We start from the raw sequence: 13,660 nt of genomic DNA on the forward strand, positions 1-13,660 counted from the left end.
GCCCCGTCGATCAGCCGTCGTCCGCCCGGGGTTCGAGGCGCGTCCCGTCCCGGGGACAGTAGTCGACGGCCGGGTCGCGGGTGACGAACCCACAGGCCGGGCACTCGTCGGCGGGCGGGTCGTCCGAGCCGCGAAGGAGCACGGGAACGAACGGCAGGAGGAGGAACACGAGGAGCGTCTCGAAGTAGTACCACGCGGCGACGCTCAGGGCGAGGCTGGCGACCAGGCCGACGGCGGCCGTCGCGGTTCGCGAGCCGACCATGTCGACCTCATAGGGGTTATCGTAACTGTCCATGAATTCTCGCCGGACCGCCCCGGCGAGAATCCATGATGACTGCCGATACTCCCTATCAGCCGTCGGCCGGCACGCGGTCCCGGGCGGTGTCGGCCTCGCCCGGCGGGTCGGTCAACACGTCGATCCGGGTGACCCACTTCACCCGCTCCCAGCAGTCGGCGTCGGGCACCAGGAGGCGGACGGGGCCGCCCCGCTCCGCCGGGATCGGCTCGCCGTCCAGCCGGACCGCGAGCAGCGCCGACCGGAGGCGGTCGAGGGCGAAGCCACAGGCGTACTCGGGATCCACGGAGTGCACCAGCGCGTGGGCCGCCGCCGCGTCGGGGGCCGCCCGGTCGACGAGCGTCCCGACCCTGACCCCCTGCCACGCCCGCTCCGTCGCCGTCTCCCCCGCGCAGGCCGTCGACGACCGCATCGCGTCGTCGGCCGCGAGGGCCGCCGCGGACACCGACAGCGGGTCGGCGACGGCGCCGTCGACGGTCAGCGTCCAGCGATCCGGATCGGCGTCGGCCGGTGGCTCCGAGTGCGACATCGGACCGAAGCAGGCGGCCCACGACCTTAGCCCTTCGGCCCACGACCGACCGCCACGAACCGGTTCGGGGCCCGAGCGCCGCCGATCCGAAAGATACACACACGTCTAATTAGATGTAATTACCAAGATGAGCGATCGAATCGTGCGGTCGGCCCTGGCGACGCCCCGGGACGTCGACTACCTGCTCGCGGCGATGGGCCTCGCGCTCTTCGGGGGCATCGCAGTCGGTATCGTCTCCGCGTTCCCGCTACGGGTGGCCGCTGGCGGTGGCTCGCTGCTTGCGGCCTGTCTCTTCGTGGTCTGTCTGCTCCGGTTCCCCCGCTGATCACCGGCGTCGGGCGACGGCGCCGACGCCGGCGAGCAGGGCCAGGACGCCGACCGGCGCGAGGGGGAGGTCGAACGGGCCGAGGAACGGCACCGGGACGCTGACGCTGGCGCCGAGCGGTCCTAGGGGAACGACGACGCCCAAGAGCGGGATGCGGAACCCGTCGGCTCCGTCGTCGTCGGCCGCGGCGGGCGTTCCCGTCCGGGCGGCCTCGCTGTCGCCGTCATCGCCGTCGTTCGTGTCGGGTGGCGGCGCCGGCTCGTCGGCCGGGGCGGTCACCGTCGTCGAGTTGAGGTACTCCACGCCGCTGGCGTCGCGGACGCGAACCCGGACGCGCGTCTCCTCCTCGAGGCCGTCCAGTCGGGTGGCGAACCGCCCGTCGGGACCGATCTCGACCGGCCGAACGTCGACCAGCCGCTCGGTGTCGGGGTCGAGCGTCTCGACGCTCGCGTCGGCGGGCTGGCCGCCCGTGATCCGGCCGCCGACCGAGACGGTCCGTCCCTCCACGTATCCAGTCCGGCGGTCGCTGATGGTGACGTTCGGGGCGAGATACGTCGACAGCGCGTCGCTCCGGAGTCGCTCGTTGAGCGCGGTGTCGTTCGCGCCGATCGTGACGTTGTCGGCGCCGGGCGGGTGATACACCGTCGTATCGAAGTCGATACGCTTCCGGTCGGCGTCCGGAACCGTCGGCCGCCGGAACACCATCCGGTGACGGACGACGAGTGAGTCGTCGTCTTTCACGTGGACGGTCCCGCCGGGATAGACCGTACAGAGTTCGTCGTCGCCCTCGAAATCCAGCACGTCCGCGGCCGCACAGACGTCCATCCCGTCGAGTTCGTCGGCGTCGACGTCCGCTTCGATCTCGTCGAGCGTCAGGATGGTGTCCTCGATCCAGACGTCGTGGACCTGCACGGCGTCGCTGACCGTCCCCTCGACGTGGAGACGCGTGGGCGACCGGTAGCGGACGCGGGTCACGTTCACCGTCGGCGCCGTCCCGTCGTCGACGGCGACGACGACGTGGTAGACGGCCACGTTGCCGAGGACGTCCTCGACGGTGATCCGGAGGTAGTTCTCACCGAGCGCGAGCGTCAGCGTCTCGTTGAACGAATCGCCCGGCGAGGGGAGGAAGTGCCTGTCGAGTCGGTCCGGGAACCCGTCGCCGTCGACGTCGCCGGTCGGCACCTCGACGCTGGGGTGGATCGGCGCGTGGTCGACCGGGTCGAATGTGAAGTCCTCGCCGCCGTCCTCCCGCCCGCCGACGGGGGCGTACTCGTAGGCGTGGTCGATCCGAACCGCCCGGATATCGGAGTGGTCGTCGATGGTCCCCGCCACCGTCAGCGTGGAGTTGGAGACGGTCCGGTCCGGTACCTCCGTGAGCGTGCTGACTGCGTCGCCGTCGACGACGAACACCGGTGTCGTCGTGCCGAGACGATCCAGGGTCTTGGTCTCGTAGCCGGTCGGCGCGCCCTGAAGGGGCGACGCGAACGTCACCGAGGGGGCGCGGTCGTCGCGGACCACCGTCGCCGAGTGGGTCGTGACGCCCCCGCCCCTGACGACGACCGAGATCCGGTGGTCGCCGTTTCGCAGGTCGAGGACCACGTTCTCCTCGACCTCCCGGGTCGACGGCTCGAAGGCGTGCCTCGTCTCGCCGTCGACCCTGATCTCCATTAGGCTGACCGTCTCCCCGGCCGGGGCCGTCGCGCTCACCGTCAGCCACGGGTCGCTCGACGTGTGGTGGACCTCGCCGAGGTCGAGCGGCGATCCGTCGGCGGTGACGTGCACCGCCGGGGATCCGTCGGTCTGGGCCGCGACGGGCCCCCCGAGGGCCGCGACGCCGGCGCTCGTGAGGAGCGCGAGGGCGACGGCGACGACGACTGTGCGTTGCATCGGGGACCGTCCTCGTTCGGAGCCGTGGGCGGGGCGACTTATGAGTGGTACGGCCCAATTATCAACCGATGGAGCCGGGGCGGAGTCCGGACGTCGATCACGAGTGGCGCTCCCCGCGAACCGGGAACGGTCGCCCGTCTCAGGAGGGGCTGTTGGGACGGGTGCCGAGTTCCACCTCGACGGTCCGCTCGCTCCCGTCCCGCAGGATCGTCAGCGAGACGGCGTCGCCGGGGTCGGTCTCCAGGGCGAGGTAGCTTCCCAACGCCTCCGGCGTGTCCGTGGTCGTCCCCTCGATGGACAGCAACACGTCGCCGCCGACGGGGACGCGCTCGCCGTCGACCACCTCGGGGTCGCTCGGCCGGAGGATCCCCTCGGCGGGCCCGTCGGGCATCACCTGCACCACGAGCAGTCCGCGCGGCTCCGCGAGGTCGTTGGCCTCGGCGAGCGTCGGCGTGACCGGCGCCAGCGCCGCCCCGAGGAAGGAGTGTTCGAACGAGCCGGTCTCGATCAGTTCCGGAAGCACCCGCCGGGCGAGGGCCGCCGAGATGCCGAACGCGATGTTGTCGCCGCCGCCGGAGTTGATGACGGCGACCACCGAGCCGTCCAGCGCGACCAGCGGCCCGCCGCTGTTGCCCGGGTTGACCGCCGCGTCGGTCTGGATGGCGTCGGGGATGTTGAAGCCCGTCGGCGCGGGGATCGAGCGGTCGGTGCCGCTGACGACGCCGGTCGTGACCGAGCCGTCGAGGTCGAACGGGTTGCCGATGGCGACTACCTCCTGACCGATGACCGCCGGCTCCGACGCGAACGCGAGCGGTACCGTCGACTCGGGCAGGCCCTCGACGGCGACGGCCGCCAGGTCGCTGTTCGGGTCGGTACCGACGACCTCGCCCTCGTACCAGTCGCCCCCGCTCGTCCGGAGGTCGACCGCCGTCGCGTCGCCGACGACGTGGGCGTTCGTGACGACGTGGGTGCCGTCGTAGACGAAGCCCGTCCCGCTCCCCGATCCGGTCTCGACCAGGAGGACCGAGTCGATAGTGTCGCGGTAGACCCGGGTGTAGGGACTGGTGTCCGTCGATGCCGCACCGTCGTCACCCGTCGGCGCCGACGCGCCACAGCCGGCGAGCCCCGCGGCCAGCGCGAGACCGCCCGCACGGAGGAAGCGGCGTCGGCTCGTCTCTCCCTCGACCATCGTCGACACTCGGGGATGCGGCGGGGAATAGGTTGGGGGTCAGTTACCCTCGACCAGCCGCCGGAGCTGTTCGGGCGGGACCGCACCGCGCGCCGCGTGCCCGTCGTACGCGAACGTCGGCACGCCGGTGATCCCGCGTTTCTGGGCGGCCTCGAACTGTTCGTCGACCCGGGCGAAGAGGTCGTCGTCGGCCAGCGCCGACCGGACGACGGCCGGATCGAGGTCGGCGGCCTCGGCGCAGTCGACCAGGACGTCCGCCTCCCCGATGTCCCGACCGTCGGTCCACAGCGCCTCGAAGACCGCCCGGTCGAAGGCCAGCCACGTCTCGTAGTCCTCCGTCTCCTTCACGCGGTAGGAGACGGCTTGGGCGGGGCGGGAGTCGACGTCGGTCGCGATCTCCTGTGCCAGGTCGACGTCGTACTCCTCGCCGAGGCGCCGGACGTTCTCCCGCGCCTGGGCGTAGTAGTCGTCGCCTTTCCCGTCGTCGACGGAGTGATCGATCGTGCCGTCGGCGTCGCGTTTCCCCGCGCGGAGGTCGAAGGGGTGCCAGTCGACGGCCAGCGGCTCCGCCCGCTCGGTCTGATACCGATCGAGGGACTGTCGACCCAGATAACAGAAGGGACAGACGTAATCCGAGTAGACCGTGATGCGCTCGCGGGCCTGGGTGTCGCTCATGTGTCCCCTCGGAGGGCCGTCGGGTAAAAGAGTGCGATTCGGCTGTGAGCCACGCGCACACGACCCCCGGCGTGACCCGCTCACTCGACGACGACGGCGCCTTTCATCCCCAGCGACCGGTGGGGCGTACAGGCGTAGCGGTAGGTTCCGGCCTCCTCGAAGGTGTGTTCGAAGGTGAACCCCTCCTCGGCGGTGAGGTCGCTCTCGAAGGCGCCGCCCTCGTCGGCGACGTTGTGCTGGGCGCCCTGCCCGGTCCACTCCCAGAGGACCGTCGTCCCGGCCGAGACCCGGATCGCCGTCGGATCGAACGCGAAGGCGCCACCGTTGCCCTGCGCGCCGACGCTCACGGTGACCTGATCGCTCCCCGTCTCGTCGACGACCGACTCGTAGTTGTCGACGTTGGAGAACCACTCCTGGAGTTCGGCGCCCGCGCCGCCGTCGCCGGCGTCGCCACCGCCGCCGGAATCGGTCGCGGTGTCCTCGCCACCGCCGCCGGAATCGGTCGCGGTGTCCTCGCCACCGCCGCCGTCGCCACCACCGCCGCCGCTACACCCCGCCAGCGCGGTGAGACCACCGAGGGCGAGTGCGCTCGTCGACAGTACGACCGACCGTCGCGTAGGCGAATCGGAATCGAACATCGTCCACGTGGACGATGGCACCGGGTCGCCCCGAGCGTTCCCCCGAACCTGTTCGGGGACGTGGCCGGCGTCCCGATCGGGTTCGGCCGACGACCGTTCACTCGGTGTCGTCGAGCAGGCCCATGTCCTCGGCGACGAGGTCGGCGAGGCGGTCGACGACCGCGGGGTCGACCGCCGCCACCTCCTCGCCGTCGTGGACGTTCTCGTTGTGACTCGCGACCGCGTCGGCAACCGCCGTGAGCGGCACCCGCGTCGTCGTCTCGCAGTCCGGGCAGACGATGGGTACCGTCGGGTCGTCGTCGCTGGTCATCGGTGCCGAACGCTCGCGCGCCAGGACAAAAAGGGCGGGGGAGGACGACGGGTCGGCGTCGCGGCGGCGACCGTCAGTCCTCGTGTTCGCCGCGGGCCCGCTCGAACATCGCGAGCGCTCGCTCCCGGCGTTCGCTGTGGTCGACGACGGGGGCCGGATACTCCGGTGCCGTCCGGCGGCGCTGTGTCGGCGACAGTTCGTGCCAGTCGTGGATCAGGTCGGGGTCGACCCCGCGGAGTTCGGGGACGTACTTCCGGATGTATTCGGCGTCGGGGTCGTGGCGCTCGCCCTGGGTCATGGGGTTGAAGATGCGGAAGTAGGGCTGGGCGTCGGTGCCGGTCGAGGCCGCCCACTGCCAGCCGCCGTTGTCGTTCGCGGGGTTGTGATCGACGAGTTTCCGCCGGAACCAGTCGTACCCCTCGCGCCAGTCGATCAGGAGGTCCTTCGTGAGGAAGGAGGCGACGATCATGCGGACGCGGTTGTGCATGTACGCCTCCTCGCGGAGCTGGCGCATCCCCGCGTCGACGATGGGGTACCCCGTCTCGCCGTCCTTCCAGGCCCGGAGCTCCGCGGGGTCGGTCCGCCACTCGATGTCGTTCTCGTAGTCGCGGTAGTTCTCGGTCACTACCTGGGGATCGAAATAGAGGACGTGATGGTAGAACTCCCGCCAGGCGAGTTCGCCGCGGAACGTCTCGACGGCCTCGCGGGCGTCCTCGTCCGGGGCCTCCTCGCGAGCGCGGACGACCCGGTCGTGGACCGTCCGGACGCCGACGGTGCCGTGGGTCAGATGCGGCGAGAGGCGGGAGGTGGCGTCGGCCGCCGGGCGGTCCCGCGCCGACCCGTAGTCGTAGATCGGTCCCGAGCAGAACTCGTTGAGGCGGTGCCGCGCCGTCTCGTAGCCGCCGGGGGGGATCGTCGCCTCCGGGTCGTCGAAACCGAGGTCGTCGAGGGTCGGGATCGGCGTCTCGACACCCGGGTCGACGAGCCGATCCGCGCCCGGGGCCGCCACCGACGACGCCTTCTCGCGGTCGCGCCACTTCTTCCAGAAGTAACTGTAGACGGCGTAGGGATCCCCGTCGTTGGTGGTGATCGACCCCGGTTCGTGGAGGAGGTGATCGTCGACGATCCGGTGGTCGACGCCGTCGGCGGCGAGGCGGTCGGCGACCCGGTCGTCGCGCCGGCGGCCCAGCCCGGAGTAGGCCTGCGCCCACGACACCGTCCCGGCGTCGTACTCGTCGGCGAGACGGGGGAGTTCGGCGGGCGCCTCGCCGCGGACGATCAGAAGGTCGCTCTCGCGGGCGCGATACCACTCGCGAAGGGTTGCGAGACTCTCACGAACGAACGCCACCCGAGGCGGCGCGGCGTGGGTCAGCACTCGCGGATCGAAGACGTAAATCGGCAGTATCGGGTCGTCTCCCGTCACCAAGGCCAGGTTGTCGGACGGCCGGAGGTCCGTCCGGTGCCAGTGGAGCCGCATGGGGACACGTAGGAACGGGCCCGCATAAACGCTCGATTCGTTGCCGCCGGAAAAAATCGGGGCTTTGATACGGGTCGAATGTCAATTCCTGACAACGGAGCCCCGCTAGTGAGTCCACAGTCGCAGAATTCTATCGATCGACGGGAGGTCGCGGAGTACGAACGCGACGACGACGAGCCCCTCGAGATGGCGATCGCCAGGGCCTTCGATCGTGTCGGGATCGACGTGATGGAGCGGGACACCCCCTTTCACGAGATCGTAAACGTCGACGCCCTCCGCAACCTCCACCACGAATCGCAGGCGACCCCCATCCGGACGACGTTCGTCCTCTACGACCACCCGATGATGATCACCACCGACCGCGTCTGTATCTACGAGCCGTCGGACGACGACTGACCGTGCCGCCGCGGAACGGGGCCGACGGTCCACCGCCCGGAGGGACGAGTCCGCTCCACGTACGGTCGGCAGTCTTACGCGTCGCGAGTCCCGTGTGACCGTATGACAGGAGAGACCGTGACCGCCCGCGGTGTCGAGGTGCCGACGGTCGGTCTCGGCACGTGGCGCCTGCGCGGCGACGACTGTCGGCGGGCCGTCGAGACGGCGCTCGAACTGGGGTATCGACACGTCGACACGGCACAGGCCTACGGCAACGAACGACGGGTAGGGGCTGCGATCCGGGGGAGTGCGGTCGACCGCGAGGACGTCTTCCTGACGACGAAACTCGACGGCGGGAACCGGGATCGGGAGTCGGTCCGTCGGTCGGTCACCGAGAGCTGTCGGCGTCTCGATACCGACTACCTCGACTGTCTCCTGATCCACTGGCCGAACGCCAAGCCGCCGTTCTCGCCCGTTCGACTCCCGGGGGCGACGCCGCTCGGGGAGACGCTCGACGCGATGGCCGACCTGGTGGCCGAGGGGCGCGTCCGCCACGTCGGCGTCTCGAACTTCGACGTCCGCCTGCTCGACCGGGCGCGGTCGCGTTCCGAGGTGCCCATCTTCGCGAACCAGGTCCAGTTCAACCCCTACTGGGACCAGCGCAGCCTGCTGTCGTACTGCCGCCGGCACGACGTGTTGGTGACGGCGTACAGCCCGCTCTGTCACGGCGGGGTCCTCCACGACGACGTCCTCGCGGCCGTGGGCCGACGGTACGACAAGACCGCGGCCCAGGTGGCGATCCGGTGGGTCATCCAACACGAGGGCGTCCGCACGGTCCCCAAGGCGACGACGCGCGAGCACCTCCGGGCGAACCGCGAGGTGTTCGACTTCGAGTTGACCGAGGCGGAGATGGAGCGGATCCGGCGCCCCTCGAAGCTCCGGGCGTTCGCGGGGTTCGCCCGGTCGCGGCTGTCGGGGTGAGGACGAGCGGAAACCGCGTGACTGAAGTCGGCGCCGCGTCGAGCGCCCGGGGATGGAATCCCGTTCGGCTCGCTCCGACCGCGACCCCGGACCGCCGGCCCTCGATCGGTACGCCGGATACGAGGACGGCGACGAGTTCGTCGTCTGTGACCGCCGGGACGCCCGGGCGTGGCTCCGCTCCGATACGGTCGTGTCGCTCGATCCCGATAGTCGCGATTGAAACCGGTTACACGGCCGATCGCGGAACGACGTGCGATCGGCTGTGCGATGACTTTCAATCGCGACTACGGTCGTCGGCCGCACCCGCCCGGATCGTGACGTGGCGGGCCTCCACGGCCGTGACCGTGCCGTCGAGGGTGGCGTGGTGAGCGTTGCTGATGGCCTCGCCCGGCGTGGCGATCATCTCGCCGCGCTCGACCCGGTCGCCCGGCGCGACGATGGGGTCGGCCGCGGCGACGGGACCGAGCGACGGGTTGGCGACCAGCGGTACCCGGACTGCGTCGGGGTCGAGCGCCGAGGGCGTCGCCTCGTGGTCGCCGTCCCAGTCGCGGGCGTCGAGGAGGTCGATGCGTCCCTCGCCCAGCGTGTGTGCGGCGACCGTCTCCCGGTCCACGAGCAGGACGCCGTTCGTCCGCTTCGAGACGGCGAACGTCTCGGGCGGGCCGTCGGTCCGGAAACACCACCCGGGGCCGCCCTCCAACAACACCCGGTCGTCCGGGACGGCGTCGATGGGGATGCCCGCGGCGTCGAGCAGGTGGGCCGCCGGCGTCCCCACGGGGACGTCGAGAAAGCGGTGACGGGGGACGTCGCCGGCGACGTGGACGTACTTCCGGGTGACCGGCGTGCCCGAATCGAGGGCGCGCCGGAGGTTCGCCAGCGTCTCGACGTTCTGGACGATCCAGCCGTGGTCCATCGGCAGGTCGTCACCCACGAGGACCGTCCCGTCGACGGTCCGGAGGAGGACCTGCTCCATGCCGTACTGGTACCGGTCCTCGGTGTACGCGAACACGACGCCGGACGCCGCCTCGGGGTCGAGGGGCAGGTCGTCGGGCAGGTAAACGGTGGCGTCCGTGGCGGTTTCGAGCGGGCGGAGTCGGTCGCGGTCGGTCAGCTTCGGGGCGACGACGACCGTCTCCAGGGCCGTCCCCAGCAGCGCGTCGAACAGGGCCGCGAGCCCGGACGCACGCTCGCGGCCCAACCAGGTGTCCATGTGGTAGACGGGTTCGCTCTCCTGGGCGTTGACCAAGAGGTGATCGACGTCGTCCAGCCGCCGCCACTTCGCGTACGTGGGGAACCCGCTCCCGCCCGCCCCCGCGACGCCGGCGTTGCGAATGGTGGTGGCAATCTCCGGAACCGTCACCCCGTCGAGGCGCGAGAGGCTCATGAGTGCCGAATCGTGTATACTGTTAACAAATAACTATATTAAACCATCGTCTTATTCTAGTTCGACAGTCGTGGAAATATAGGTGAGCCGTCAGCAGACCGGCTTCGGGTCGACACCCATCTCGGTCAGTCGGTCCTCGTACTCGGCGTAGGCGACGGCGACGGTGCGGTCGGCGGCCTCGCGGGCCCGGTCCCAGTCGTCGTCGTCCGCACAGCAGGTATCGAGGAGCGCGGCCCCGTCGTCGACCAGGTCCCGCGTCTCGGAGCGCAGGTCCCGGACGGTGTCGGCGGCCCGCTCGTCGGCCTCGTTGACGAAGAAGTTCACCACCTGCAGCAGCGATCGCTCGCTCACCAGCGGACGGGCGACGAGCCCCGCGGCGACCCGTTCGGCGGTCGAATCGAGGTCACGGAGGTGGGCGTGGAGCGGGTCGGGTTCCGGGTCCGCGTCGGAGATCTGACCGGCGTCGTCCGACAGGTCGCGGACGCGCTCGGCGTGGTCACGCTCCCGGCTCGCGACCCGTTCGAACGCCGCGCGAGCCGCGTCGTCCCCCTCGTCTGCCGCCCACGCCTCGAAGGTCGCGGCGGCGCGACGCTCGGCGTCCAGCGTCGCCGCGAGCACCGACGCCCGGTCGAGTCGGGCCGCCGTCGACGCCACCAGCGCCTTCTCTGAGCCGAGTCGATCCAGTTCGGTCGCGCGGTTCTCCCGCACCGTCTCGACCAGCGTGTTCCCGTCCATGGTGGCCCGTAGGGCGGCGACGCTCATGAACCCCGACCCCACGTTTAACGCCGTCGGGGACGTAACGACGCCGATGACGACCGACACCGCGGAGTCGCTCTCGGCGGCGGCGCTCCGGGAACGCCTCGCCGCCGGCGACCCCGTGACGCTGCTCGACGTGCGGGACCGCGCGGAGGTCGAACGCTGGCGTATCGAGGCGCCGTCGCTCACCCGTGTCCACGTTCCGTACGTGAAGTTCGTCGCCGCGGGCGTCGCCGGCGACGCGACCGACCTCCTGCCCGCCGACGTGCGGGAGCCGGTGGTCGTCGTCTGTCCGCACGGCGCGGCGAGCGCCGAGGTGGCCGACGGGCTCGCGGCCGCCGGCGTCGACGCCCGGAACCTCGCCGACGGTATGGAGGGGTGGGCGCGGTTGTACGACCGCACGGTCGTCGCCGAGGGCGCGGCGACCCTCCACCAGTACAGCCGGCCCGCGAGCGGCTGCCTCGGATACGCCGTCGTCGCGGACGGCGAGATGGCTGTCGTCGACCCGTTGCGCGCGTTCGTCGACCGCTACCGGGCCGACGCGGCCGACCTGGGGGTCGACCTGACCTACGCCGTCGACACGCACGTCCACGCCGACCACGTGAGCGGGGTGCGGGCCCTCGCGGCGGCGACGGGCGCGACGCCCGTGGTGCCCCGAGGAGCGGTCGACCGCGGCGTCGCCGACGCCGCCGACGTCGAGACGGTGCGGGACGGCGACCGCCTCCCCGTCGGCGAGACGGGGATGACGGCGGTGGCCCTGCCGGGACACACGACGGGGATGACCGGCTTCGCCGTCGGTTCGGCGGGCGACACGGACGCGCTCCTGACCGGTGACAGCCTCTTTCTCGACGGCGTCGCCCGCCCCGACCTGCAGGAGGGCGCCGACCCCCAGACGCAGGCCCGGACGCTGTACGCGACGCTCACCGATCGTCTCGCGCGCTTCCCCGACGACGTTCTCGTCGCGCCCGGGCACGCCGACGCCGGCGTGGCGTCGGACCCGGCCGTCGCTCGCCTCGGCGACCTGCGGACCCGGCTGGACGCCTTCGCGGAGGACGAGGCGACGTTCGTCGAGCGGACGACGCGGGGCGGGGCCGAACCCGCGAACGCCGCGCGGATCGTCGGGATCAACCTGGGGACCGAAACCGTCGACGACGGGACCGCCTTCGAACTCGAACTCGGGCCGAACAACTGCGCCGCCGGCGGGTAGCGGGCGATTTATGCCCGTGCCCGGTGACGCACGCCCATGTCCTACGACATCGCGGTCATTCCCGGTGACGGCATCGGGAACGAGGTAGTGGAGGCGGTCGAGCCGTTGCTGGTCGACGTCGCCGCGGCCCACGGGGTCGACGTGTCGACGACGTGGTTCGACTGGGGGAGTCAGCGCTACCTCGACGAGGGGGCGCTCATGCCCGACGACGGCCTGGACCGGCTGGAGTCCTTCGACGCCATCCTCCTCGGGGCCGTCGGCCACCCCGACGTCCCGGATCACGTCACGCTCCGGGGGCTCCGCCTCCCGATCACCAAGGGGTTCAACCAGCACGTCTGTAAGCGCCCCTCGTACCTGTTCGAGGGCGTCGACAGTCCCCTGAAGGGCTACACGGACGGCGACATCGACCTCGTGGTCTACCGGCAGAACACCGAGGGGGAGTACGCGGACGTGGGCGGGCGCGAACACCGGGGCTTCGAGAACGAGGTGGCGGTGCAGGCGTCGGTGTTCACCCGCGAGGCGACCGAGGCGGTCGTCCGGCCGGCGTTCGAGGCCGCGAGCGAACGGGACGGCAAGCTGACGAACGTCACGAAGTCGAACGCCCAGGCCCACAGCATGGTGTTCTGGGACGACATCGTCGAGGAGGTGAGCGAGGAGTACCCCGACGTCGAAGTCGAGCGTCTGCTGGTCGACGCCGCGAGCATGGACTTCGTGCGCCGCCCCGACGAGTTCGACGTGGTGGTGGCCTCGAACCTCTTCGGCGACATCCTCACCGACATCGGCGGGATCATCAGCGGAAGCCTCGGGCTGGCGCCGTCGACGAACATCAACCCCGACCGCACCTACCCGTCGATGTTCGAACCCGTCCACGGCAGCGCCTTCGACATCATGGGTGAGGGGGTCGCCAACCCGCTGGCGACGGTGCTCTCGGGAGCGCTCATGTTCGACCACCTCGGCGAGGACGCCGTCGCCGACGCGCTCCACGACGCCGTCGCCGCCCAGCTGGCCGACAACGACGCCCCGCGCACCGCCGACATCGGCGGGAGCGCGGCGACCGTCGACGTCACGGACGAGCTGACAGAGCGACTGATCTAGCGTCGGACGGGTCGTCGTCCCCGGGTGCCGGCGGTCGTCGCCACGGGAGTTGGCGACCACCGGCGCCGATTCGATCCGTGTTAGTCGCCGGCCGCGTCGACGTGCTGTCCCCAGAATCCCTCGTGTTTGGTCACGTCGAGGTCACCCCGAACGCGGGTCTGACAGGCGAGTCGCAGCCCGTCGTCGGGCTCGTGGGGCGGGAAGGCGAGCCGGCGGCGCTCCCGGGTGGTCGGCTCGTTCGTCGGCCCCTCGACGGCGACGGCACAGGTGCCACAGGTGCCGATCCCGCCGCAGTTCAGCCGGTCGGCGAGCCCGTTGTGTGGGGTGAGTCCGGCATCCCGGAGGACGGTCCTGAGAAGCGTGCCCGTCTCGCAGTCGATCGGACGGCCGCGGAATCGGACGGTCGGCATGTCGACGCCTACGGTCCGGAGCGGCGTATGCGTTGCCACGGCTCGCGTCGCCGCTCCCCGGGTCGAGGGTGCCGGCCCGGGGACCGGACGTGAATTTGACACATGGAAATAAATCGTGATGTATTCC

General features: G+C 70.9%; 17 protein-coding genes. 6 read left to right on the plus strand and 11 right to left on the minus strand.

Annotation, left to right across the window (positions count from 1 at the left end):
* Positions 1-10 precede the first annotated feature (10 nt).
* Together EI982_RS09765 and EI982_RS09770 are read right to left on the minus strand one after the other, a co-directional pair.
* A complete protein-coding gene (locus tag EI982_RS09765) occupies positions 11-295 on the minus strand; it encodes a hypothetical protein (protein WP_199243583.1) in 285 nt (94 codons plus the stop codon).
* Positions 296-350: 55 nt separating this feature from the next.
* Entirely contained in the window at positions 351-824 is a 474-nt protein-coding gene (locus EI982_RS09770; RefSeq protein WP_157689522.1) for a molybdopterin-dependent oxidoreductase, read from the minus strand.
* Positions 825-951: 127 nt separating this feature from the next.
* Between EI982_RS09770 and EI982_RS09775 the strand changes: the two genes are divergently transcribed.
* Positions 952-1,149 (plus strand): DUF8015 family protein, encoded by a 198-nt coding sequence (locus tag EI982_RS09775; RefSeq protein ID WP_157689523.1) that lies wholly within the window; start codon positions 952-954, stop codon positions 1,147-1,149.
* Here the strand turns inward: EI982_RS09775 and EI982_RS09780 are convergent, their stop codons facing one another.
* The 6 genes from EI982_RS09780 to EI982_RS09805 all read right to left on the minus strand — a co-directional run bounded on the left by EI982_RS09780 (position 1,150) and on the right by EI982_RS09805 (position 7,325).
* Positions 1,150-3,036, minus strand: a complete 1,887-nt coding sequence (locus EI982_RS09780; protein ID WP_157689524.1) for a hypothetical protein — start codon at positions 3,034-3,036, stop codon at positions 1,150-1,152. It lies immediately after the preceding gene.
* Positions 3,037-3,175: 139 nt separating this feature from the next.
* Entirely contained in the window at positions 3,176-4,225 is a 1,050-nt protein-coding gene (locus tag EI982_RS09785) for a S1C family serine protease (RefSeq protein WP_157689525.1), read from the minus strand.
* A gap of 39 nt (positions 4,226-4,264) precedes the next feature.
* Positions 4,265-4,900: a DsbA family oxidoreductase gene (locus EI982_RS09790; protein WP_157689526.1), complete on the minus strand. Its 636-nt coding sequence runs from the start codon at positions 4,898-4,900 to the stop codon at positions 4,265-4,267.
* 80 nt (positions 4,901-4,980) lie between these two features.
* Entirely contained in the window at positions 4,981-5,538 is a 558-nt protein-coding gene (locus EI982_RS09795) for a halocyanin domain-containing protein (protein WP_157689527.1), read from the minus strand.
* Between the two features lie 97 nt (positions 5,539-5,635).
* Positions 5,636-5,848, minus strand: a complete 213-nt coding sequence (locus tag EI982_RS09800) for a DUF8149 family protein (protein WP_157689528.1) — start codon at positions 5,846-5,848, stop codon at positions 5,636-5,638.
* A 73-nt stretch (positions 5,849-5,921) separates the two neighbouring features.
* Positions 5,922-7,325: a cryptochrome/photolyase family protein gene (locus tag EI982_RS09805; RefSeq protein WP_157689529.1), complete on the minus strand. Its 1,404-nt coding sequence runs from the start codon at positions 7,323-7,325 to the stop codon at positions 5,922-5,924.
* Between the two features lie 108 nt (positions 7,326-7,433).
* Here EI982_RS09805 and EI982_RS09810 point away from each other — a divergent pair, with 108 nt between their 5' ends.
* From EI982_RS09810 to EI982_RS18375, 3 genes are all read left to right on the plus strand, one after another.
* Positions 7,434-7,721, plus strand: coding sequence for a hypothetical protein (locus EI982_RS09810; protein ID WP_157689530.1), 288 nt, complete (start codon positions 7,434-7,436; stop codon positions 7,719-7,721).
* A 102-nt stretch (positions 7,722-7,823) separates the two neighbouring features.
* The gene (locus EI982_RS09815) at positions 7,824-8,681 is read left to right on the plus strand and encodes an aldo/keto reductase (RefSeq protein ID WP_157689531.1); all 858 of its coding nucleotides are present in this window, start codon (positions 7,824-7,826) and stop codon (positions 8,679-8,681) included.
* 52 nt (positions 8,682-8,733) lie between these two features.
* A complete protein-coding gene (locus EI982_RS18375) occupies positions 8,734-8,901 on the plus strand; it encodes a DUF7331 family protein (RefSeq protein ID WP_199243584.1) in 168 nt (55 codons plus the stop codon).
* A 54-nt stretch (positions 8,902-8,955) separates the two neighbouring features.
* Here EI982_RS18375 and EI982_RS09820 read toward each other — a convergent pair whose 3' ends face one another.
* Positions 8,956-10,065: an NADH dehydrogenase subunit gene (locus EI982_RS09820; protein WP_157689532.1), complete on the minus strand. Its 1,110-nt coding sequence runs from the start codon at positions 10,063-10,065 to the stop codon at positions 8,956-8,958.
* Positions 10,066-10,155: 90 nt separating this feature from the next.
* The gene (locus EI982_RS09825) at positions 10,156-10,800 is read right to left on the minus strand and encodes a rubrerythrin family protein (RefSeq protein WP_157689533.1); all 645 of its coding nucleotides are present in this window, start codon (positions 10,798-10,800) and stop codon (positions 10,156-10,158) included.
* 73 nt (positions 10,801-10,873) lie between these two features.
* Here EI982_RS09825 and EI982_RS09830 point away from each other — a divergent pair, with 73 nt between their 5' ends.
* Both EI982_RS09830 and EI982_RS09835 read left to right on the plus strand, forming a co-directional pair.
* Positions 10,874-12,028, plus strand: coding sequence for an MBL fold metallo-hydrolase (locus EI982_RS09830; RefSeq protein ID WP_157689534.1), 1,155 nt, complete (start codon positions 10,874-10,876; stop codon positions 12,026-12,028).
* Positions 12,029-12,064: 36 nt separating this feature from the next.
* The gene (locus EI982_RS09835) at positions 12,065-13,123 is read left to right on the plus strand and encodes an isocitrate/isopropylmalate dehydrogenase family protein (RefSeq protein ID WP_157689535.1); all 1,059 of its coding nucleotides are present in this window, start codon (positions 12,065-12,067) and stop codon (positions 13,121-13,123) included.
* 80 nt (positions 13,124-13,203) lie between these two features.
* Here the strand turns inward: EI982_RS09835 and EI982_RS09840 are convergent, their stop codons facing one another.
* The gene (locus tag EI982_RS09840; protein WP_157689536.1) at positions 13,204-13,533 is read right to left on the minus strand and encodes a 2Fe-2S iron-sulfur cluster-binding protein; all 330 of its coding nucleotides are present in this window, start codon (positions 13,531-13,533) and stop codon (positions 13,204-13,206) included.
* Positions 13,534-13,660 lie beyond the last annotated feature (127 nt).

It is taken from the genome of Haloplanus salinarum, assembly GCF_009762275.1.
In the GTDB taxonomy this organism is placed as follows: domain Archaea; phylum Halobacteriota; class Halobacteria; order Halobacteriales; family Haloferacaceae; genus Haloplanus; species Haloplanus salinarum.